At 59.7% G+C, this 22,315-nt stretch carries 18 protein-coding genes; 5 read left to right on the plus strand and 13 right to left on the minus strand.

Features of this window, described 5'->3' with window-relative positions:
- Positions 1–60 precede the first annotated feature (60 nt).
- The 9 genes from HFP54_RS09270 to HFP54_RS09310 all read right to left on the minus strand — a co-directional run bounded on the left by HFP54_RS09270 (position 61) and on the right by HFP54_RS09310 (position 12,946).
- Positions 61–1,686 (minus strand): sulfatase, encoded by a 1,626-nt coding sequence (locus tag HFP54_RS09270; RefSeq protein WP_146415469.1) that lies wholly within the window; start codon positions 1,684–1,686, stop codon positions 61–63.
- A gap of 77 nt (positions 1,687–1,763) precedes the next feature.
- Positions 1,764–3,278: a sulfatase family protein gene (locus HFP54_RS09275; protein WP_168564908.1), complete on the minus strand. Its 1,515-nt coding sequence runs from the start codon at positions 3,276–3,278 to the stop codon at positions 1,764–1,766.
- Position 3,279: 1 nt separating this feature from the next.
- Complete coding sequence (locus tag HFP54_RS09280; protein WP_168564909.1) at positions 3,280–5,037, minus strand: LamG-like jellyroll fold domain-containing protein; 1,758 nt, start codon at positions 5,035–5,037, stop codon at positions 3,280–3,282.
- Positions 5,030–5,620: a sigma-70 family RNA polymerase sigma factor gene (locus tag HFP54_RS09285; protein ID WP_146415466.1), complete on the minus strand. Its 591-nt coding sequence runs from the start codon at positions 5,618–5,620 to the stop codon at positions 5,030–5,032. The genes HFP54_RS09280 and HFP54_RS09285 overlap by 8 nt, the downstream gene beginning before the upstream one ends.
- A gap of 154 nt (positions 5,621–5,774) precedes the next feature.
- Positions 5,775–7,316 carry a sulfatase family protein gene (locus tag HFP54_RS09290; protein ID WP_168564910.1) on the minus strand — a complete coding sequence of 514 codons (1,542 nt, stop codon included), beginning with the start codon at positions 7,314–7,316 and terminating at the stop codon, positions 5,775–5,777.
- 100 nt (positions 7,317–7,416) lie between these two features.
- Complete coding sequence (locus HFP54_RS09295; protein ID WP_168564911.1) at positions 7,417–9,231, minus strand: right-handed parallel beta-helix repeat-containing protein; 1,815 nt, start codon at positions 9,229–9,231, stop codon at positions 7,417–7,419.
- Between the two features lie 230 nt (positions 9,232–9,461).
- Positions 9,462–9,911, minus strand: a complete 450-nt coding sequence (locus tag HFP54_RS09300) for a hypothetical protein (RefSeq protein WP_146415463.1) — start codon at positions 9,909–9,911, stop codon at positions 9,462–9,464.
- A gap of 56 nt (positions 9,912–9,967) precedes the next feature.
- Positions 9,968–11,197 carry a prenyltransferase/squalene oxidase repeat-containing protein gene (locus tag HFP54_RS09305; protein ID WP_168564912.1) on the minus strand — a complete coding sequence of 410 codons (1,230 nt, stop codon included), beginning with the start codon at positions 11,195–11,197 and terminating at the stop codon, positions 9,968–9,970.
- A gap of 177 nt (positions 11,198–11,374) precedes the next feature.
- The gene (locus tag HFP54_RS09310) at positions 11,375–12,946 is read right to left on the minus strand and encodes a C25 family cysteine peptidase (protein ID WP_168564913.1); all 1,572 of its coding nucleotides are present in this window, start codon (positions 12,944–12,946) and stop codon (positions 11,375–11,377) included.
- 303 nt (positions 12,947–13,249) lie between these two features.
- On the opposite strand from HFP54_RS09310, the gene pdxA reads away from it, so the two are divergent.
- Positions 13,250–14,263, plus strand: coding sequence for a 4-hydroxythreonine-4-phosphate dehydrogenase PdxA (pdxA, locus tag HFP54_RS09315; protein ID WP_168564914.1), 1,014 nt, complete (start codon positions 13,250–13,252; stop codon positions 14,261–14,263).
- A gap of 47 nt (positions 14,264–14,310) precedes the next feature.
- On the opposite strand, the gene HFP54_RS09320 is transcribed toward pdxA, so the two are convergent.
- Both HFP54_RS09320 and HFP54_RS09325 read right to left on the minus strand, forming a co-directional pair.
- On the minus strand, positions 14,311–15,378 hold the full coding sequence (locus tag HFP54_RS09320) for a PDZ domain-containing protein (protein WP_168564915.1): 1,068 nt from the start codon (positions 15,376–15,378) through the stop codon (positions 14,311–14,313).
- A 119-nt stretch (positions 15,379–15,497) separates the two neighbouring features.
- Complete coding sequence (locus HFP54_RS09325) at positions 15,498–16,631, minus strand: S1C family serine protease (RefSeq protein ID WP_197138120.1); 1,134 nt, start codon at positions 16,629–16,631, stop codon at positions 15,498–15,500.
- A 435-nt stretch (positions 16,632–17,066) separates the two neighbouring features.
- Here HFP54_RS09325 and HFP54_RS09330 point away from each other — a divergent pair, with 435 nt between their 5' ends.
- The gene (locus tag HFP54_RS09330) at positions 17,067–18,062 is read left to right on the plus strand and encodes an NAD-dependent epimerase/dehydratase family protein (protein WP_168564916.1); all 996 of its coding nucleotides are present in this window, start codon (positions 17,067–17,069) and stop codon (positions 18,060–18,062) included.
- A 125-nt stretch (positions 18,063–18,187) separates the two neighbouring features.
- A complete protein-coding gene (locus HFP54_RS09335) occupies positions 18,188–18,991 on the plus strand; it encodes an MBL fold metallo-hydrolase (RefSeq protein ID WP_146415457.1) in 804 nt (267 codons plus the stop codon).
- A 52-nt stretch (positions 18,992–19,043) separates the two neighbouring features.
- Here HFP54_RS09335 and hisG read toward each other — a convergent pair whose 3' ends face one another.
- Positions 19,044–19,913 (minus strand): ATP phosphoribosyltransferase, encoded by an 870-nt coding sequence (gene hisG / locus HFP54_RS09340; protein ID WP_197138119.1) that lies wholly within the window; start codon positions 19,911–19,913, stop codon positions 19,044–19,046.
- 99 nt (positions 19,914–20,012) lie between these two features.
- Positions 20,013–20,354: a phosphoribosyl-ATP diphosphatase gene (locus HFP54_RS09345; protein WP_146415456.1), complete on the minus strand. Its 342-nt coding sequence runs from the start codon at positions 20,352–20,354 to the stop codon at positions 20,013–20,015.
- A gap of 229 nt (positions 20,355–20,583) precedes the next feature.
- Here HFP54_RS09345 and HFP54_RS09350 point away from each other — a divergent pair, with 229 nt between their 5' ends.
- Together HFP54_RS09350 and HFP54_RS09355 are read left to right on the plus strand one after the other, a co-directional pair.
- Positions 20,584–21,732, plus strand: coding sequence for a KpsF/GutQ family sugar-phosphate isomerase (locus HFP54_RS09350; RefSeq protein ID WP_168565214.1), 1,149 nt, complete (start codon positions 20,584–20,586; stop codon positions 21,730–21,732).
- The gene (locus HFP54_RS09355) at positions 21,725–22,261 is read left to right on the plus strand and encodes a KdsC family phosphatase (protein WP_146415455.1); all 537 of its coding nucleotides are present in this window, start codon (positions 21,725–21,727) and stop codon (positions 22,259–22,261) included. The genes HFP54_RS09350 and HFP54_RS09355 overlap by 8 nt, the downstream gene beginning before the upstream one ends.
- Positions 22,262–22,315: the final 54 nt, after the last annotated feature.

A 22,315-nucleotide genomic window follows, 5' to 3' on the forward strand; every position in this document is an offset into this window, starting at 1 on the left:
GTCGATCGATCAAGCGTGGGGGAATTGGCAACGGGATGCAATCTTAGATGGGCCGAAACGCTACAGCGCGGCTTTCCAACCGCCGTCCAGTTGCTTCAGCAACTGATCGACCAACTGGGGGTTCTGCGGTGCGATGTTGACGGTTTCGCTGGGATCGTCTTGGTGGTCATAAAGCTCGACGAAAATCGGTGTTGCTTCCGCATCCCTTCGGTCTTTCCAAGCTACCAAGCGGTACCGGTCGGTTCGCATCGCGTATCCCATCAGGTTGTTTTCAAACAGGTCGCGATCCCAACGATCCCCCTGTTGTTTTTGAATCCGTTGTTCGACTTCTTCGATCAGCGGTCCGAAAAACGTCTCACGCATCTCAGGCGACAGCGGGTTGGCGGCCCATTCGCGAAGCGCCGGATTGGGGTACTGGCTGAACGCGGCCTTTTTCCAAGGCTGGTTCGGCGAATCCATCAACGGGGCAAAACTGTGGCCTTCCAGGTGATCGGGTTTCTCCAGGCCGGCCAAATCGCACAGTGTCGGGTAGATGTCGACCAGTTCGACCAGGGCATCGGTTTTCACGCCGCGTGCCTTCATCGACGGTGACCAGATCATCAACGGCACACGCGTCGCGATTTCGTAGTTGGTCGCTTTGCCCCAGACGCCCATATCGCCCAGGTGCCATCCGTGATCGCCCCACACGACGATGATCGTGTTTTCGCGAACGCCGGCGTCATCCAAGGCTTGAACCATCTTTCCAAATTGGGCGTCCACGTAGCTGACGCAAGCCAAGTACGCGTGCATCAGCTTTCGCGCCATGGCATCGTCGATCGGTCCCGACTTGGGGATGCCCGTGCGGGTGCGTAGTTCGAACGATGCGTGCAGCCCCATTGCCGCACCACCCTCCGGTGCATCTGTTTGACTTGCAAGCTGGATTTGTTCGGGATCGTACATGTCCCAGTACTTTTTGGGTGCGATCCAATTCAGGTGCGGCTTGTGAAAGCCCAGTGCCAGGAAAAACGGTTTGTCGTCCTGGACCATTTTGTCCAGCATGTCGATCGCACGCAGCGTGTTGTAACCGTCCAGGTACGCATGGTCGGGAACATCGGCGCCTTCGTAAGTCGGGCCAGAAATCAATCCGCGTCGTGCTGCATCGCCGTACTTGGCCAACATCTCTTTGGCGGTTTCGGATTGCGATCGCCGGTTTTCGGCCAAATGGTACTTCTGTGGCTTGTCCAAACCGTCAAGCCACTGGACGGGTTTTCGATTCCACGAAGTGTCGTCGTCATTGTCCCCGTTGTGAAAAATTTTGCCGGCATAGGCCGCGTCATAGCCGTTGGCAATGAAGTGCTGGGACAACGTCAGGATGTTGGGCTGGAGTTCACGCAGCGAGACATAGTTGTGGAAAAGACCGGTGGTTTCTGGTCGAGCACCGGTCATCAAGCTGGCACGCGAAGGACGGCAGATCGCTTGCTGGCAATACGCGCGGTTGAACAACAATCCGTCGGCTGCCAAAGCGTCCAGGTTTGGGGTGACGGCAATCTCCGAACCATAACAACCGAGTTCTGGACGCAGGTCATCAATCGCCACAAACAGAACGTTCGGACGATCCGCCGCCGAACCCGTGACGGCAGCGCCAATGAAAAGACAAAACCAACTGAGAAGTGGGATGCGATTGCGAATCAGAGGGTGCGTGTTCATGGCGGGTAGGTCTTTCACGTAAGAAGTTTTGGGGGCGATGGGGCACGCGGAAACGCACGCCGAGTGACGAAGGTGTGTCAGGGTTGGCCGGCCGGTTGGCCGGAACGTTCAAAGGCGAACGTTTCATCGTGCCGCGGCATTTCCAGCCTGGTCCATTCGGCTTCCGCCTTTCGGTTGTCGAACCACAGGGGCCTGGGGTGTGTGCTGCTCCACTGTTTCGTTTGTTCAATCATCGCGGCAGCCACGTCGGGGTACTGTTGAATCAGATCGCGCGATTCACTGATGTCCTGTTCCAGGTTGAACAGCTTCCAAGGGCTGCGGAAGGTGCGTGTGATTTTCCATGGGCCACGGCGTGCTCCGACGTCACTAAAACCTTGTCGGTGCCGCATGGCATAGATCATTTCATCCGGTCGTGGATTGTCGCCATCGATCAGCGAGGACCACACATCTTTGCCGTCCAAGACTTTGCCTTCGGGGATCGATGCGTCGGCCAGGGCGGCAAAGGTCGGATAGAAGTCCAATGCAGTGATCGGGTGTGGATACGTTTGGCCGGCTTTCACAACGCCGGGCCAGTGAAAGAACATCGGGACACGATAGCCGCCCTCGTACGTGCTGCCCTTGCCTTCACGCAGCGGGCCGTTGTCGGCCCCGGCACTGGTTTTGCCGCCGTTGTCGCTAAGGAAAACGATCAGCGTGTCGTTCAGTTGCGATGTTTCGGCCAACGCATTGGCGATCTGACCGACGCCGCGGTCGACGGCGAAGACCATGCCGGCGTAGGTGCGTCGATTTTCGTCATCAATGTGTGCGAAGGGGGCCATGTCTTCCGGCTTGGCTTCCAGCGGCGTGTGCGGCGCGTTGTAGGCCAGGAACATGAAGAATGGTCGATCGTCAGCGGCTGCATCATGGATGATTCGGACGGCTTCGCGCGACAACCCATCGGTGACGTATTCGGTTTCCTTCACCGGTCGGCCGTTGTGTTCCAGTGGGCGAACATATTCGTTGATGTGCTGAATGCCGCGCGCCTTTTGGCGTTCATAGACGCCCTGGAACTGTTGGGGGAAATACTTGTGTCCGCCGCCCAAGAAGCCGTAGTATTCTTCGAAACCACGGTGATTGGGGTGAAACGACGATTGGATCCCCATGTGCCATTTGCCCACCGCGGCGGTGAAGTAGCCGCTACGCTGCAGCACCGTGCTGATCAAGACTTCGTCGGGATCGATGCCGTGTTCCGCATAGGCATCCGCCCCTTGGCCGCTGTTGGGCAAGTTGAACGGAGCGCCGAATTGATGCGGGTAACGTCCCGACATCATGCCCATGCGGCTGGGGCCACAAAACGGATGGGCCACATAGCCCGACGTGCACACCGTTCCCGCTTTGGCCAATGCGTCCAAGTTGGGGGTTTGGATATCGGTTGATCCGTTGAACCCGACGTCGGCATAACCCAAGTCGTCGCACATGATGACCAGGATGTTTGGTCGTGACGTATCATCACCGGCGATCGCATCATTCGCGTTGATTTCATCGGTGGCGAACATCGCCCCAACGCCAACGATCGCAAACGCGATGGATGGAATGAATGTTCGTAGGAGCATATCAGTAACCAAGTGGTTTTCCCTGTTGGTAAAGCGACTGGATTTCGTTGGCATCCAAAGCCGCGTCGTAGATGGCCAATTCATCGATCTGGCCGTTCAGATTACGAACGGCAAACCATGGCGAATTGCGAAGCGGTTGCCCCCAGTTGCCGATCTCGGCGGGGCCGATCCGCAGGTCCTGGACATGAAATTTAGGCTGGATGACTTCATCGCCGACAATGTCGCCGTTTACGTACTGGGTGACGCGTCGATTCGGTGGGTCATAGACCGCGACCAAGTGGAACCATTGATTACGGTTGCTGTCGTTCCAAAACGGACGCGTCTTGTACAGGTGGTGAAACCGGGCTTGCGGGTGACCGCCCAGTCCCGTTCCGGGCGTGTCGTCGACCATCACGGAAAACAACAACCGGCCGTCTTGGTCGATTTGCCAGTGGGGTTCGCCGTTTTCATAGCCGTCGGCCAAGAACAATGCGTTGTAAACGTGATCCAGTCCGTCGATGCGGGCCCAGCATGCGAACGTAAATGCACCGTACTGGCCATCGGTTCGTGTGCGGACACGGGCGCCGGTCCGCGAAAAATCCAAGCCTTCCGATTCGTTGCCGAATCGTCCCGACACTCGTTCGACCGGTCCGACCAACACGCCATCACGTTCATCGGGGGCGCCGACCTGATTGAACATCAGCCGCAGCGAATCGTCCGACGATTCGGCGAAGCGGTCGATGGCGTCGGCTGTGTACAACGCGATCAATCGTTCATCACGACGAAGCTGGCGAATATGATTTTGCCAATCGGCCAAGCGATCGCTTTGTGCGTTGTGACGGCGTCGCTGGACATCGTCATTGGTCGCCAGGTCGTGAAAGTCAGACGCCGACGATGCGGACCCCTTCAACCAATGCCGCTGGCCGGTACGTAACTGTCGTGCCGGCGTGTCGGTGCTGCGAATCTCGACTTGCCCACGAAGGACTTCCACACAGGCGGCGTCGGGGGTCACTTGCAATGCAAACTCGGTCCCCTGGTCGACGATCTGCGCATCGGCGGCTTTGACCGTGAATCCGCGGGCAACCGGTGGGACATTCGCACGCAGGCGACCAAGAAACACCTCGGCTGACCAGTCCGATTCCAAGTTCAGCTCAGCCGGGCCTTCGACGATCAGTGTTGCGCCGCAGAAAAAATCAATCTCGGCGACGCCGGAATCAAATCGCAGTGTTCCGTTGGTTAGCACGTCGCCTTCGTGCAAGCCACTGTTGCCTTTTGGCCAGCGGATGTCGATCGCGCGACGAAGCGTTGCATGTCCGGCGATCAGCCGTTCGGTGGTCGTGTCGGTGTCGCCGGCGGCAAAGGATGATGACGCATCCGGTGCCGGCGACGTGGCCACAGCATCGTCGAGCGAAACACTGCCGCGTTCGGTGCGTGATGGTGCGTCATGTGTTCGCGCGTACCAGGTGATCCCGGCCAATGCGATGATGTTGGCAACCACGCCGACCAGGACCCAACGCGACACCAGCGTCGATCCGCCCGCGTGGCGACCGATCGCCAGTGGCGTTGACATTACATCGGCGCCCGGTGCATCGGATGGCCTGGGCTTTCCCGGGGCATCGACCGCCTGTTGATCCAAGTGTTCGCTGATGTGTACCGCGGTCAGGTAGGTCTGCCGCGCCGCGTCGTCTGTTTCCAAACGGTCTTGCAACCAGTCGAAATCAGCGCGAGAAACGGTCCGCTGCAGCGTTTGAAAGATCACGTTCTTCAAGCGATCAGCCATGCGACGACTCCGATGCCAAACGGCTTTCGACGCAACGCAGTAGCAGTTTGCGCAGGGACTGCACGACGCTGTACAGCTTGCGTGCTCGCTGGCCGGTTTCGCTGGCGATTCGGGCGACCGATTCACCGGGGGAATGCACGCTTAACAGCAGTCGCCGCTGATCGGCGGGCAACTGATCCAGGCAGCGTTCGATCGCTTCGCGTTCTTGATCGCCGCGATCCAAACGCAACTCGGCCGATGCCGCCAATTGTTCAATGACGCTTTCGCGAAACACCAGTCGGTCCCGGGCACGGTCGCGTTGCCAGCTGAGTGTTTTGTAGCGTGCGATCACACAAGCCCAGCGTGTAAATTCGCCGTCGACTTCGGTCGCCGTGTCACAAAACCGGTCGTATTTTCGCCAGCATTCCAGCGCTGTTTCCTGCATCACGTCGTCCACTCCGTCACCAGTGGGCAACAACGCACGGACGAACCGACGGACCGCCTGATCATGACGCGCAAGCAAGCCGACAAAATCGGCGTAGCGGTCATCCAGGGGATCGTCGGGTGGGACGTCATCGGGTGGGGCATCAGGGCGGGAATTCATGCGGATCGAGCCAGAAATCATCGGGCGACACAGAGAGATTCCGGGCACGCCGGAAATTACCAAGCCATTTTGATCATAATAGACAACAAAAAAGCGGCGACCCGAATGATCGAGTCGCCGCGGCGTTGTCAGCAGCTAGGGGGGGCCGTCCGATTCACTTGCCCTCGGCCGCCCATTTTTTCATCAATGCGATGTTGGATTCGATGACCCGCATGTGAGCTTTGTCGCCGTCAGGCTTGCGAAACTTTCGCAAGTATTCCTCCATATCACTGTCGTACATCGCGGCCGATTCCATCTGGCGTCCCTGGTCGCCGGTGTCTTCCATCCAACGATCCAGACGCGACCGCATTTCGGCCAGCTTGTCCTGATAGCCCGGCACATCGGCCAAGTTGTTGATTTCGTACGGGTCGGCCGCCAAATCGTACAACTCCTCCGCCGGTCGGGTCGGGCGAAAAATCAGTTCTTGGATCGCGTCAAGCTTTCCTGCGTCGTGCCATTGCCGCAGTGCAATCAGAATCGCCTTGGCGTCTTTGTAGGCACAAGGCTGTAGGTGCGGCCGCTGAGGGAGGAAGTTGCGGATGTACTTGAAGTCTGCGGTGCGTACCGACCGGATGTGATCGACCGTTTCGTCGCAGCGATCACGCGCCGCAAAGACCGCGTCACGCGGTTGATAATCGTCGGCCAAGATGTCCTGGGCTTGCATCCAAGTCGGGACTTCGATCCCCGCGGCACCCAAGGACAACGCCGCAATGTCGATGTGTTCGACGACGTCATTACGCACGGTTCCCGGTTGGATACCCGGGCCGCTGATCACCAGGGGAACATGAATCCCTTCGTCGTACAGGAATTGTTTTCCACGTGCATGGCTGATGCCGTGATCGGTCATGAACAAGACCAGAGTGTTTTCGCGGATGCCCTCGTCTTCCAATCGCTGTAGCACTTCGCCCACCATGTGATCGGTCATGCGGACCGAGTCCAAATAGGCGGCCCAGTCAGTGACCAGGTCAGGATGTTGCGGGTAATAAGGTGGCAGTTGAACGACATCTTCGCTGGTACGGCTGCCCAGTGTCTTTTCCGCTTGCTCATGAATCCGGCTCCATCCGCTGGCGTCTTTGCCACGCATCTTTCCGCCCTTCGTTTGGATCTGGGCAAAGAAGGGTTGGCCCGGTTTTCGTTCGGACCAATCCGTGCCGTCATAGACCGATGCGTCCCACTGGAAGTTGTAGTCCGTTTTGCCCAGACGTTTGCCGCGATTGGGCCAACCGCTGATCGTCGTGTAATAGCCGGCATCCTGGAACATCTTCGGCACCAATTGGATCGAGGCGGGCAATTCAATTTTGCGTTCGCCGCGTCCGCTGCGATGGTGGTGGGCGCCGATGCTGGTTTGGTACATCCCCGTGATGAACGCCGATCGGCAAGTGCTGCAGACCGGGGCCGTCACGAAGGCGCGATTGAACTGAACACCGCCAGCGGCCAAGGCGTCCACGTTGGGAGTTTCGATCGCCGTTTCGCCATAGCACGAAAAGTTGGCTGACATGTCATCGGGAATGATCCACACGATGTTAGGCCGAGTGGGGCTGGGCCTTGTGGGATTGGACTGTGTGGAGGCCGTGGCCTCATTGTCGGCGATCGCCGGTCCAGCGATCAAACAGCAAGTGATCCAGCCGATTAGGGACAGTGCAGGGTTTCGGGTCATTTTCGCTAAGGTGGGTATCGTTGTGGGGAAAGACGAGGCGGGGAATCTGCCAAACGGGTTCATCATGACTTGGTCGATGAAGGTTTGCCGTTGCAACGTGTTACGGTCGATCCAGGCCCGAGTTGGGGCCGACTGATACGGACGAGCAATCGTCGGATGTCTGCACCACCAGCGTACAATCAAATCCAACGGCGTCGTTGTCTCGGATCGTGACATCGTCGCAGTATTCTAAATCGACCGCCGGGAAATCGGTGACGGCCGGATAGTCTTTGCTGATTTCCAATCGGTTGCCCGAGATGGTCAGGCCGGTGACCGATTGTGCTCGGACCAGGTGCCCGCTGAAGGACCGGATTGTGTTGTCAGTGAAACGAATGTTTCGGTGGAAATGGCCTTCGCCCATATGCTGGGTTTCATTCAACAGCGGTGATGCCAGCAACGGATAAACCGCTCCGCCTTCAAAGCCGACATTGTCAAAGGTGTTTCCGGTGATCGTGATGTTTTGCACGCCACCGGATTCATACCACTTGTTGTTGTCGCCTTCGATCAAGATGCCATGCATCTGGCTGGCAATGACGTTGTCTTGAAGCAACACTTTGCCTTTCGTGGTGATCAAAGCACCGCGTGCGCGGTTTTCGCGGATGGTGTTGTTCTTCATCACCAGATCGGGATACCAAGTCAGGTTTTCCATCGACAACGGTCCTTCGGGCATCCGGTCGGGAACCTCGGCAAGGGTGACCAACAAACGCCGCTCGTTCAGAATCCGCGTCTTGGTGACTTCGGTTTCAAAGAACGGCAGGACGGTGGTTCGCGACAACAACGCGATTCGGTCCCCCGGCTTCGAAAAGACCAGTCCCCATTGCTGGAAGTGGCTGATTTCACACAGGAATTGGCGATCACCCAAGTATTCGACCACTTTGACATAGGCACCGTGAACGTTGATTCCGTCGTCCAACATGTGTTCGAACAAACAGTTTTGTAAGCGGATCGTTCCGCGACATCCGATGAAGTGCGTTGCGTCGGCGCGGGTGGACACGATCCGCTCTTGATTGGATGTCACGACCAACCCGTCCAGTTCCACGTCGTCACATCGTTCGGCGATGACGCCCATGCCACCGGCCGCATGAATGGTCACGTTCTGAATACGTGTTTGGTTGGCTTGGTCCAGATGGATGGCCGGGCAGAGACGACTGGTCGGATGGGTGCCGTAGCTGATCAGAACGCTGCCGACCGGCGGAGGCGATTTGCGAACGCGACCGGAAATCTTCACCGCGTTTTCGCCGGCGTGTGATGCCGTGTAAGGGGCGGAAAAGTTGATCGAATAGTCGCGTGTGTTGAAGATCGGTGCGTTGGTTTTGGGATCGAAGACGATGTTGGATCCCATCCGGTCTTGCCAGTCATACTTTTCCGACAGCAGATTACCGTTCTTGATGGTGTGCGGATAACGTTTCGGATCAACTTCGACGACGAAGCTGCCGTCGTCTGGGTTGCTGGCGATGACGGGCAATTCGTCATGAAACGATCGCTGCCAATCGATCGTAAAATTCTTCAGCGTGATGTCGGTGCACTGGGCCAACACAAACGGGCTGATTCGACCGTGGAACATGAACACGGACCCGCCCCCATCGATGGTCACGTTTTGGTGACCGAACAACGGAAATGCGATGCGTTTCAAACTGTTGTCATGATTGGACACCGCGCGATGTCGTTCGACCGCATTTTCCGGATAAAAGTCATACTGTCCCGCCGCGAAGCGCAGCGTCACGGCATCCCGGTCCGCCAAACTTTCGATCAACCGGTTGACGGCAAATGTGCAATCAGTGCCCGGTCGGATTCCGTGGTCGGCGACATCGATCGTCTGATCGGCAAAAACGGTACTGACGGTCAACGCCAGCATTGTGGTCGCGATGCAACGCATGAAAGGATCTGTGGGGAAGTGGCGGGAATCAGTCTGGTCCGGCTGCACCCTATGCCATCAAACGCCATAAGCCTTCAGGAATCGTGTGCTAGCCCAACGTCATTCTAGCCCGCATGGCCGGGGGCATCGTCGGCGACCGCACCCCACCCTGACAATCCGGACGGATCCCGAGGTGGCGTCATGTCGCAGCCAATCGCCGGTGATTGGCGTTTTTGAATGCGACGCGATTGTTAGTTCTCGTAACGGACCAGATACCATCCGCGTGTCATCGGCAAAAAACGCTGCAGCAAATGGGAATCGCCCAGGCCACCGGTGAAGCTGGTGGGATGGCGCTTGTGCGGATGCCATTCGATCCAGTCGCCTTCGTCCGGGCCGGCAAGCCGCAACCGCAGACCGCCGTGACGGTCCCGTTCGATCGTGTTGATCGTTACGGCGGGTGATTCAAACTTGACGGGCGTCAGCAAAACTAAGGTGCGGGGACGTCCGATGGGGTAGGCCATGAACGGACCGGTCTGGTGCAGTTCGCCGTCCATCAGGGGCCAAGCTTGCCGAAGCGGTTGTGCGAGGGTTTCCAGGCGATCAAGAAGACTGATCATCCGAAACCGCTTGCTTTGCCAAGCGATCGGATCGTGGCCGGTTGCCAGCGAACAAAGGCCGGCCGCCATCATCGTCGTCAACATCAAGCGGCCGATGCCGAGACGGAAACGCCGTTTCTGTCCGAACACCCGACCTGACATCAGTCTTCGCCCGGAACATCGCAGTAGGACAAGGCCATCAGTGCAAAAGCCGTCGCCAGGTTTTTGTCATTTTCAAACCACTGGCCGTTTTCGTTGCTCCAAGATCCGTCGTCGTTTTGGCGTTCGGCCAACTCGGCAATCAGATCGGCTTTCCAGTGATGCGTGTGACCATCGGCATCGGTGACGACTTGCAGGCCCGTTGCGTTCAAGGCGGCCGCGAACGTGTGGTAGTAATAAAACAGGCCGGCCGATCCCATGCCGGGATTCCGATCGACGCCATAGTTCATTTCGATCCAACGCACGGCGGCTTTGACACGCGGGTCGTTTTTCTGCAAGCCCGCATAGATCATGCTTTTCAAACCCGTGTAGGTCATCGATCCATAGCTTCGTAAACCACCATTGGCCGTGGTGCGTTCGTCGGATCGGCCGCTGCGACCCTGAGGTGTGCCTGATTCGGGCGTGGCGTCCGGAATGACATAGTAGAAACCGCCGTCGTCCACCTTGTCCGCGTATGCGGTGTCGTTGTGTGGTGAATCTAGGTTTTGGCAGCGGGATATGAATTTCAATGCGGCTTGGATGGCGGGGTCACCGGTGGGCGTTTCGACGCTGCGAAGCGCCTCGATCAGGTAACCCGTGTTGGACAGATCGGGCCGTTCATCACCGCTGTAGCTGGCGCCGCCGAAGGAAGGGTCGGACGGGTCCTTGCGCTCATTACCGTAATGCAAATCGGTGACAAAGCGTTTGGCGTCCTGCAAGATCTGGTCATAGCGTCCGTCGGCGTTGGCTTGCGCGAAGCAAACCATGGCGACGCAGGTTTCATAGTTCTTCAGCCGACCGCTGCCGTAGATCCCGCCATCCTTTTGAACAAATGATTCCAAGGCTTTTAAGCCCGACGCGACCATTGGATCATCGATCGGACGTCCGTTACGAAGCGCCGACGTGATCGCCAGCGCGGTGATCCCAGGACCGACGCGATCGGAAAATGTGCCGGTGTCCGATTGCCCTTTTTCCTCCAGGAAACTCAGCCCCGCTTGAGTGATCTTGTCCCGCTGTGCGGAAACGGATCGCCATTCGACCGAACCGTTGCCTACTTTGGAGGGCGAATCGGCGAAAGCCGGGACCGCTGTCATCGCGACCAGTCCCAAGGTGACAAAGAACCGCCGGTGGTGGCGAAAATTCCGCCGGCCCCGAAAGGTGGATGGCGACGTGGCGACTGACGGTGAATCCATGGCGGCGATGCTTTCCTGCGATGCGGTAACGGAACGCCGCACAGAAACACGGACGGCGAGTGTTCGCACGCGGTTCCGACCAGACGCTCGTGTGATCGTCCCGCGCGTTTCCGAGCCTTTGTGGGCGGCTGTACACCGGATCGGCAAAGCAAGCAGCGTGCCGGGCAGAGGTCTTGGTCAGCGTTGTCGCGGTTGAGCGACCAAGTCCGCCGATCCGCTGGCCCAATCGTCGGTGCCGTCGACTCGGACGCGGCAGATCAACATCCCGTCGATGGAATCCGGCAATTCGAACGTGTGCCGATTCACGGCGCCGGCATCGGCATCCGCATCGGCCGATGCGATCGACCAGTGTCCCGGTTCGACTTCGCGGACCCAGCCGGCATCGATCCACTGATCGTCGGGTTGATAGCCCACGGGAAAACCGACATCGATTTGTGATTGTCCGTCGATGGGGCTGGACCATTCGATCTGCAAGGGTTGGCCGTCCAAGTGTCCGCTGACGACACGAATCGGCACCGTCTTGGGCGGATTCAATTTCAGGGTCGGGTCCCCCAGCAAGTTGTACAAACGCATGTGCTCATGTCGTTCGTCGATCAACTTCGTCCCGCTGGGGCTGACCACCGCGGCCAAGGTATCGATCAGTTTCCGCGTGGTCGTGCGATCGTCCTGTTCATCGTCGGCATGCATTGCGTTAAGCGTGCCCAACCAGGCGTCGCCCAGACGTGGCACCCGGCGATCATAGATCCCATCGATCAACCCGACCGCGGCGGTGCAGTTGCCATAGGGCATTGTGACCCGGCTGCCGGCGATCATCGCGATCGGACCGAACGGTTGCATCATCATCGACTCAGCCAAACACGGCTGGGATGCATCAAAGGCCCCGGTGTAACACGCCAGCATCAGACCGATGCTGCTGCGTTCTTGGGATCCGGCCAGACGCGACACCGAAACGTTGTCCAGCACCGCGATGCCGTCCTCGGTGGCCGGAACGCGGTCCAGTTGGTCGATCCAACCGTGGCCGGCATAGACCCAAAACCGAGAACCACGTTGGTACCGCCGGATCACCGCGTCGCGAAAGCTGGCGCCTGGCGGATAAAAGCGATGCCCGGGGCTGCCATAAGCGATCGACGTCCGCGTGTCCCCCGGCAGCACGCCGGTAACGATCGCTCGCGTGACTTGTTCGATCGCGGCGTCGGCGATCATCCCGAATCCGCCAATGCCGGCGGTCAATTCGATGCGTTGTCGCCAAGGCCCGAAATCGCGACTGCGTTCGTAGGCTTTCAATCGATTGACAAAGGATTGCACCTGAGCCGGGCTGGTGACAGGGATGCGCCCCACTGCCCGCCTTGGAGTTTGGTCCGGTCCGGCCAGTCCATAGGGCAAGTCCGTGGCGATCGTCGGTGTCGAACCCCAGTTCCGGGTCACCGTGGTTTCGCGGTAATGCGTGGGGATTTGTCGTGCCGGGTCACAAGCGGTACCGATCACCGGTGCGTCACCCAGCAACACAACGTATCGCGTGTTAGTGTCGCTGGCTTGGTTGATTGTCTGGGACAATGATTCGGCCGTCCGTTGTGACGGGATCACCGTGATCTGCAGCGATTCGGCCGTGCGGTGTTCGATCCATTTGCGTGCGGCGGTTTGAAAGGCATCGGGACACACCAAAACGACATCGCCCGCCGACGCGGTGCCAGCGACTGATATCAGCAAAAAGCCCAGCCAGGACGCGTGCCATCGCCATGGTGATTTCACGTTCGCCGGGCGGCCTGACTGCGGCGATGATCCTGGCTGCACCATGGTCGCCCCACGCCGGTCGGTGGTGGATTTGGTCGGTTTGACTGATTCCGTCATCGGGGCCTCATGCACTAGGCTTTGAATAGCGTGACGTTGCTGGGTGGCGGACAGGGGGGTTGGCTAACTGACGTTTTACGGAAGGGCGGCCAAACGCGTTCGCATGGCACGGGGCCATGGCCGGCGAATCGGACACCGTTTTTTCGTTCGGCCGGGTTTCAAAACACTGCGTTCTGCACGGACATTCGTATCCAAAAGGCTTCCATGAGTACCGCCAGTCCCGCATCCCTAAAGCGAATCCCACGTTTGGCGGTGACCGTCGGCGACGTCGCGGGTGCCGGTCCCGAACTGGCGCTTCGCTGTACGATGCTGAGCGAAATCACGGATCGGTGTCAACCGATTCTTGTCGGTCCGGCCGACGTGATTCGGCGGATCGGTGGTCTTTTGGATTTGCCTGTCCCCGAAGTCGCCCATGATTGGGCGGACGTCGAAGCATCCGATCGTCCGATGATTTGGCCCGTCGGTGATCTGGACGCCGTCGCCGTTGTGCCGGGACGCCCTGACGCGGCGACGGGCGCGGCGTCGTTGGCATCGGTCCAGTGGGCGATTGATGCCGCGATCGATCACAGGGTTGCCGGTGTCGTGACCGGCCCCATTCAAAAGGAAGCGTGGCATCAAGCTGGTTGTCCGTTTCCCGGTCACACCGAACTGCTGGCCGATCGGACCGGTGTGACCGACTTTCGAATGATGTTGACCAGCCCCCAAATTTCTTGCGTGCTGGTGACGATTCACGAAGCCATCGCGGATGTACCGAAGCTGATCCGCACATCGTCGATCATTGAAGCGGCCCGGTTGGGGCATGCCGCGGTGTCACGCCGTCTGGGGCGTCCCGCTCGCGTGACCGTTCTGGGATTGAATCCACACGCGGGCGAAGGCGGCTTGTTCAGCCACGGTGAAGAGGAACGTTTGATTCAGCCCGCCGTTGCCCAGCTTTCACGCGAAGGCATTCCTGTGACCGGCCCGTTGCCGCCGGACACGGCTTTCACACCGCGGCAGCGTGACCAGACCGACGTGTATGTTTGCATGTACCACGATCAGGGTTTGATCCCCTTGAAGGCGCTCGCGTTTGACGAAGCCGTCAACGTCACTCTGGGATTGCCGATCGTAAGAACCAGCGTGGATCACGGCACGGCGTTGGACTTGGCTTGGACCGGCCGAGCCAGCCATCACAGCATGCAGGCCGCGATCGAAATGGCGATCGACTTGGCCGCCGACTAGTTCCACCCGTCGACTGGACGTCCGGCATTCAGTGTACGACGCCCAGCCTAACGTTGTCCGGCCACCGTGTTTTGATCCAGGACGCTTCCGCGTGCCTCGTTCAGCATGCCGGCCAAGTCTTCCATAATCACACTGGCCGGCAACGCGTAGCTGACGACGCGGCCGGCGCGAGCGATGTTCATCCCGATCACGCGACCGTCGCTGTCCAAAATCGGACCGCCACATTCATCGGGATTCAGCACGGTGTCGTGTTGAAATACGTCATCGAAGCCGGACAGGCGTGCGCTGCGGGGGCCGTTGACGCGTGCGTCGTTTTCCGTTTCCTGCAGCACGCTAAGATCACGAAGTCGCGCGTCCATCTCCAATCGGTCTTCACCGCGGACGATGGTCAATGCCACGACTTCGCCCGGGTACATTTTGCTCAGCGTGTTGACCACGGCAAAGCGATCGGGTTGCTGGCGGCCATTGATCGCCACGATGCGATCCCCCTGTTCGATGCCCGCTTGATCGGCGCCGCTGCCGGGTTGGACACCACGAACGGTTGCACCGGAGCGTTCGGCGCTGACCAGTTGAACGCCAAGGCGGCCTTTGTGTTCGACACGGACTCGTCGTGAACCGATCGCCCCGATCCCGATCGTGCGTCCGGTGCGTCCGGGGCTGATCAGAAAACTGCCGGCCGTCGGCGTCTGGTCCACCCAAGTCACCGGAGTGAACGTTTCATCAGATTCGATTTTGATCAGACCCAAATCGGACGATCGGCGGACCGCGGCGATGCGTCCGGGCAACAGACGGTTATCCGACATGCGGACGCGGATCGGATCGCCCGTCAATTCACTGCGTTTGGTCAGGACATATCCTTCGGCGGCCACGATCGTGCCCAAGGCCACCGGACGATCACCGCTGTAGACCTTCACGACGCTGTCGATGGTCGACTGTGACAGCGGCGAAACCAAACGCTTCATTTCCGCGTTGTCGCGTCGCTGGGATGTCCGCAGACCCAACTGGTGCCGCAACCAAGCTTCGGTGTCGTCGTAGTCTTGAGCCCGTGCGACATCGACATCGATCGTCATGATCGACAACGCGGCAAGGCAAAGGATCCACCAATTCTTATTCATGACGAAGGGATGCGGTTTCCGGTGTCGGGGACTGGCAGGGTCGTGAAAAGAACAAATCGAAATGGCCGGTAGCGTTTTAACTGCAAAGAAACACATGGCGTCGCTGGCCCCTGTTTCCATCAGTCGTCGTCTTCACCTCGTCCGATTTCCAACAGGACTTTGAACTGGGTGCCGCCGCGGGTCAGCCAAACCACGACGCGTTCACCGGGCATCGTGTTGGAGACCGCGCGGGTCAGCGATTCAAAATTCGAAACGCTGACTTCGCCAAATTGTGTGATCACATCGCCTGGTTCGATTCCTGCGTCTTGGGCAGGCGAACCGTCATGCACGTCCAGGATTCGGGCGTCGGGATAAGAATTGTTGCCGGTCACACCGATGACGGGGCGAAAGCCGGGCAGACTGCCCCACGCTTCGCCGGCCATCAAACGGTCCCAGCTGTCTTTGTAGTAGTCGACCGGAACGTGCAAGTTGTCCGCCACGTCGTTGCCGATCCGGCTGTGGATGGCGATCAAGCGGCCTTCGATGTCGAACAATGGACCGCCACTGTCGCCGCCGATCAGAGCGCAATCGGTCAACAGGGATCCCGACTGGATGGCCAAGATTCGGCCGACGCGGGTCACCGTGCCGCGCGACGTGTCGTAGCCGCCGGGATGCCCGGTCGCCACGCACCACATTCCCGGACGCAGACGATCGCTGGTACCCGGTGACGCACAGGGCCACGGCCGGCCGTTGTTCTGGCCGCCATGAATCCGCAGCAATCCGGCGTCGACGTGCCGATTCATTCCCAGGGTCGTGGCCAACACCGTGCGGCCGTCGTCCAACATGATTTCCGCCGTCTTACCCGGCCGCATTGCGACGTGAGCGGCGGTCAGGACCAGACCGCTTTGCGTGATGATCACGCCACAGCCTTGTGCCGGTCCGATTTTCACACCGACGGTGCAGCGGGCACCACGTCGGGCGACCTGTTGGACCTGGTCTTCCAGTTGGCGGAATTCGTCGATCGAATCGGGAACGCCACCGTAACGCAATTCGTCGCGAAGCGGATCCGGGATGGTGACTTTGGTGTCACCGTCATAGTCGTTTTCGATGCGGGCGCTGACCGCCGTGGTCGACGTGGCCAGCGGATTCGCCACGATCGTCTGTCCGGACGCCGCGGATGACGACAGCCAAGTGATGCCCAGTGTCAGCACCAGTGCCAGCCCGGCGGTTCGCTGCCCCGATGGGCGTTCGACTGATCGCGAAGTCCAATTCATTGGTGGATACGATTCCATAATGCCATCGAAGGTCCACTGCGGGACCACGCCAAACCATTCGCCTGAGTGAATCGAAACGTGTAAATCGAAAACAGGGTGGATCGAAAACAGGGTGGATCGAAGTAGGAAGCTCGAAAGCCAAACTGCCGTGCCAAACGGCCCCAGTTTGATCCGCCTTCGGCTGCGGCCTATTGTAGCCGGGCCGACACCGGTGAAACCCCGAAAAACGGCTCGGGGTGTCGCGGCCTGAGCGAATCATGCCTTTTCAGCCCGTCAAACCGCACGGTTTTTCATCAGCCGCGGCGACGGTTTGGAACCCACGGGGCCTGCAGCGACCCGGTTGGGGCGGAAAACGCGACTTCGGGCCGCCCGTCCGGTTTGGGGGCATTTTTTGGCCGATTTCACGACTTTTGTGACCACTGTTTGACGACTTTGATGCCACCCAGTGACCTCGATTCTTGCCGGAACCGGCCGCCTGGTGCCCAGGGAAGCCCTGAAAACCAGCGGACGCTAAATCAACGGACATTGATATTCGGTTGCGGCTATGTCGGACGGCGGGTTGCCCGACTGGCCCAGGCACGTGGCGACCAAGTTTGGGCCACGACGCGGGATCGGCGGAAAGCCGAAGCGATCAAAGAAGCCGGCTGGCGACCACTGATTGCCGATTGGAATCGGTCACCGACGCTACGTGATCTGCCGCCGGTGGACCGGTTGTTGGTCGCGGTCAGCCACGATTCGGCATCCCGGGTCGGACGTTACGAATCGCAGGTTTTGGGGCTGCAGCGTCTGTTGGACGCGATCGCGCCGACCACGCGAGTCGTCTACATCAGCACGACCGGCGTCTATCACCAGCGTGACGGTCGCTGGGTCGACGAAACGTCACCGACGCGGCCGACACGCCCCGGCGGCCAGGCACACTTGATGGCCGAAGAACGGGTTCGCCGCTGGGCAATGCATCGCCGGGCGACAACGCTGCGGCTGGGTGGGATCTATGGTCCCGAACGTGTGCCACGGATCGCCGATGTCCGCGACGGTCGGGTCTTGGCATCGCCGGGCGGCGGGTATCTGAATTTGATCCATGTTGCCGATGCGGCCGCAGCGGTGATGGCGGCTTGGCAGGCGATGGATACGAATGACCCAGAATCGTCCCGCGTCCACTCACATCGGTTGTTCGCCGTTGCCGATGATCGGCCCGTGGTCCGCCGCGAGTTTTATCAGTACATCGCCGATCGTTTGGCCGCGCCGACGCCGCGGTTTGCCGACGGTCAATCCAAAATGTCGGTCCGCAGCAACAGCAACAAACGCGTGTGGAACCGAAGAATGAAACGATGTCTTTTACCTCGACTGGCTTTCCCGACCTATCGCCAGGGGCTGGACGATGTGCTGGATCGTGATCGTCGTGGCGGTTCCCATCGCGGCGCGAATCCTTAGACTCTGCCGACGGTCGATCGTGTGGCAAAGCCGCTCGTTAATCCACGTCGGCGGATCGGGCGTTGCCGGTCCATCGACGCTTATCCTTTTCCCATTACGTTTGCACCTATTCGCCAGGCCGAAACATGCTGCCCCGAAAGCCCCTTTTCCCAGGCATCATTGAACTGAACTTTCAAGCCGGCGAAGTTCTCGGGTGCAACGTGTTCTTGGTCTATGACGCCGACCAGTGGCTGTTGGTCGATATTGGATACGAAGAAACGGTCGACGATTATGTCGAGCTGATTCGTCAGTTGGATTTTCCATTCAGCCAGTGCAAAACGCTGGTGGCCACCCACGCCGATGTGGATCACGTTCAGGGATTGGCCAAAGCCAAGCAGATGTTGCGGACCAGCGTGACCGCGCACCCGGCGGCCGTGGCAACGTTGGAAGCCGGCGATCGGTTGAAGACGATGGCGGAAATCGAAGCCCAAGAATTGCACTTGGACATGCCCAAGGTCACCATCGAACATCAGGTCAATGATGGTGACATCATCACCGTTGGGGATTTGGAGATCGAGGTCTGGCATACGCCCGGACACACCGACAGCCAGTTGTCGTTTCGCGTCGGCGACGTCCTGCTAAGCGGCGACAACATCTATCGCGACGGATGCATCGGCGCGATCGACGCACACCACGGCAGCGACATCGGCGCATTCGTCCGGTCGCTGGAACGCATCCGCAACAGTGACGTCAAATGGCTGGCCCCCAGCCATGGACCGATCTTTCGCAACGATCCCGATTTGTTGGACCGGACGATCCAGCGGGTGCGGGGTTATCTGCAGATGGCCGACTTCGGCACGCTGGCCGAATCATGGCCGTTGATGGACCAGTGGCACGACGAGGTGGCCGCCGGGACGATGCCCGAGGGCCTGCAGCCGCCATCGGCCTAGGTGAATCGCCCAGGGCTTAACCAGGACCGTTGTGGATCATGGTCGCTGTGGACTACAGGCGGCAATTGTGGATCAGCATCTCAAAGATGGCGGACGCACCGATGGACTTCAGCCGGTCCATGACTTCGGCGACTTCGCCGCGACGCACCATGACCTGGACGCTGCACCAGTCGGAATCTTCCAATGAATTGACAGTCGGCGAGTTATAGCCGGGGGTAATCTTTTCGGCTTCGGGCAACTTGGACCGCGGGATGTTGTATTCGACCATCGAATAGTCGCGAGCCAGCACGACGCCTTCCAGTCGCGCGACCAGCCGGTCGGCAGTGTCGGTGTCGCGGCAACGCGGGCCTTGGATCAGCACCGTTTCGTAGGCACCGATTTCTTCCAAGATCCTCAGCCGGTTGGCCGCCAGCGTGCTGCCGGTTTCCACCAGGTCGACGATCGCATCGGCGACGCCCAGTTGGATCATCACTTCCACGCTGCCGGCCAGCGAAACCAGATGCGCTTTGGCGTCGTGTTTGGCCAGATAACGTGCGGTCACCGCCGGAAAGCTGGTGGCGATCCGTTTGCCGTCCAGTTCGGCCGCCGATCGGATCGGCGAATCATCGGGCACACAGAATGCCAGGCGGCAACGCCCGACACCAAAGTTCATTCGCGTCGTCACGTCGGCGTCGGCTTCTTCCACCAAATCGCTGCCGGTCACGCCCATGTCGATTGCGCCTTCGGCACACAGCGTGGGGATGTCATCGGTCCGCAAGAAGATCAGATCGATCGGCAACCCCGCCACGCGTGCGAACAGCCCGCGGTTTTGACGGCGGAATCGCAGCCCGGCTTGGGTCAGCAGGTCTTCGGCCAGTTCACTCAAGCGGCCTTTACTGGGAATGCCGATGCGAAGGGTGTCGGTGGACAGGGACGCGGACACGATGCGGGGTTCTCCGTGATGGGTCGGGTGAGTTGCGTTCGCCGAGGTGAAATGCGTGTTTTGGGTATCGTGGTTGGACCGTCAGCCCGTCGGCGACGGTCATTCTTTGGGCGGGCGACTGGCCTTTTCGACCAGCCCCGATGTGCCTTCGCGACGGGCCAATTCAGCCGCGACTTCGGCGATGTCGACGCGTTTGTGGGCCAGCAAAACCAGGGTGTGGTAGATCAAATCGCCGGCTTCGTAGATGAAGTGATTGCGTCCTTCGTCGCCGGGTTCGTCTGCGGCTTCGACCAATTCACCGGCTTCCTCCAGAATCTTCTTGCCGATCTTTTCGGTCCCACCCCGCATCAGCTTGGTGGTGTACGAACCTTCGGGCATGGTTTCAGCCCGCTCGGCCAAAGTGGCCATCAGTCGAGCGATCGGATCCAGCGATTCCGGCATCAAAAGGGTCCCGCGGCGTGGGGAAAATCATGAAAATGGACCGTTGTGGCCCGTGAATCCTAGACACCACATTCCGGATTGCCAACGAGCGGGGAAATGGCCGTTGCCGCCGCGCGGAGTGTTTCGCTAATGTCGGCCTGAAAATCCTGTCGATCCGTCACGGCCGATCCGGCCCGACCCGGTCGACCGGCCCCCCACCGTTGACGCAAGGAAGCGCCACGTGAACGCCATGCCGGCCCCCAAGCCTCGCCCGTCAGGTCTGGACGACACGTCCGCCAGCGCCCCCGTCGCGCCCGCGGCGGATCCACGTTCGATTGACCCGCGTTTGGGCGACACGATCGATGTCCCACCGGAAACCCCGTTGGAACGTTTGCGTTGTCTTCGCGATACGGTTCTGGCCGAATCTGAGGCACTGCGGCAGACCGCCCAAACGTTGTCGGCCGACGCCGTCCGCGCGGCCGAACTGACCGCCGATTGCCGGGGCAGCGTGATCGTCACGGGCATCGGCAAAGCCGGCTGGATCGGTCAAAAGATCGCCGCCACCCTGGCCAGCGTCGGCACCCCCGCCCACTTTCTGCATCCGAGCGAAGCCGTCCACGGCGACCTGGGCCGCGTCCGAAAAGACGACCTGGTTTGGGCGTTTTCCAATTCCGGTCGCAGCGAAGAAGTCCTTGCGATCGCCGCACATTTGCGACAGTACAGCCACGGGCTGGTCGCCATCACCGCCGACGCGGACAACCCTCTGGCCGCCGCTGCCGATTTGGTCGTGACCATCGGCAAACACCGCGAAGCCTGTCACAACGGCTTGGCACCGACCTGTAGCACCACCGCCATGTTGGCCGTCGGCGATGCGATCGCGTTGCTGTCCAGCCGCATCCGCCGGTTCACACCCCAGGATTTCGCTCGTTTCCATCCCGGTGGCGCGCTCGGCCGGAAACTGACCGTCGTCGACGACATCATGCGGGACGTCGCCCATTGTCGCATCGCGCCGCACAACGTGCCGGTGCGTCAGGCAATGGTCGTCGCGGGGCTGCACGGGCGACGCAGCGGCGCGGTGATGCTGGTCGATCCCGCCGATCAAACGTTGTCCGGGATTTTTACCGACAGCGATCTGGCACGGTTGTTGGAATCACGACGCGAAAGCGAACTGGATCGTCCCGTTTCGGAATTGATGACGCGCTGTCCGACGACGATCCGGTCCGGATCCCAACTGCGCGACGCGATCGCGATCTTGTCCCAACGCCGGATCAGTGAATTGCCCGTCGTTGACACCACAGGACGCCCCATCGGATTGATCGACATCACGGATGTGGTGTCGTTGGAAGGCTCCGGTGCAACTGATGGTCCGTCTTCGGTGAAGTTGACCGCCCATGTCTGATGTAACCGACTTTCAGCCGCGTCCGAATGAAATCGCCGACCAGATCCGCTGTTTGATCAGCGATGTCGATGGCGTGATGACCGATGGACGAATCACCTATGACGACCAACTGGTGGAATCCAAAAGCTTCCACGCTCGTGACGGCTTGGCGATCAAGTTGTGGATGCGCAGCGGTTTCGGCTTTGGCATTCTGACCGCCCGCAAAAGCACGATCGTGCCCCATCGCGCCAGCGAACTGGGCATCGATCAGTGTGTCCAAGGCTTCGAAGACAAGTGGCCGGCCGCCGAACAAATCATGCGCCACATCGGATGCACGCCGGAGCAAACCTGTTACATCGGCGACGATCTGCCCGACATTGCGGTGATGCGGCGTGTGGGGCTAAGCGTCGCCCCGGCGGATGCATCAGCCGACGCCCGCGACATCGCCGATTGGGTGCTGCGCACCGGCGGCGGCCAAGGTGCACTGCGTGAACTGGTGGAGTGTTTGTTGAAAGCCAAAGGTCGATGGGAGGAGCACGTGCCGACGTGATCGCCCGATGACGGTCGGGCCGATGTCTGCCGAAATGCCAAACCGGGCCACGCC

The sequence above is a fragment of the Crateriforma spongiae genome, from assembly GCF_012290005.1.
GTDB lineage: Bacteria > Planctomycetota > Planctomycetia > Pirellulales > Pirellulaceae > Crateriforma > Crateriforma spongiae.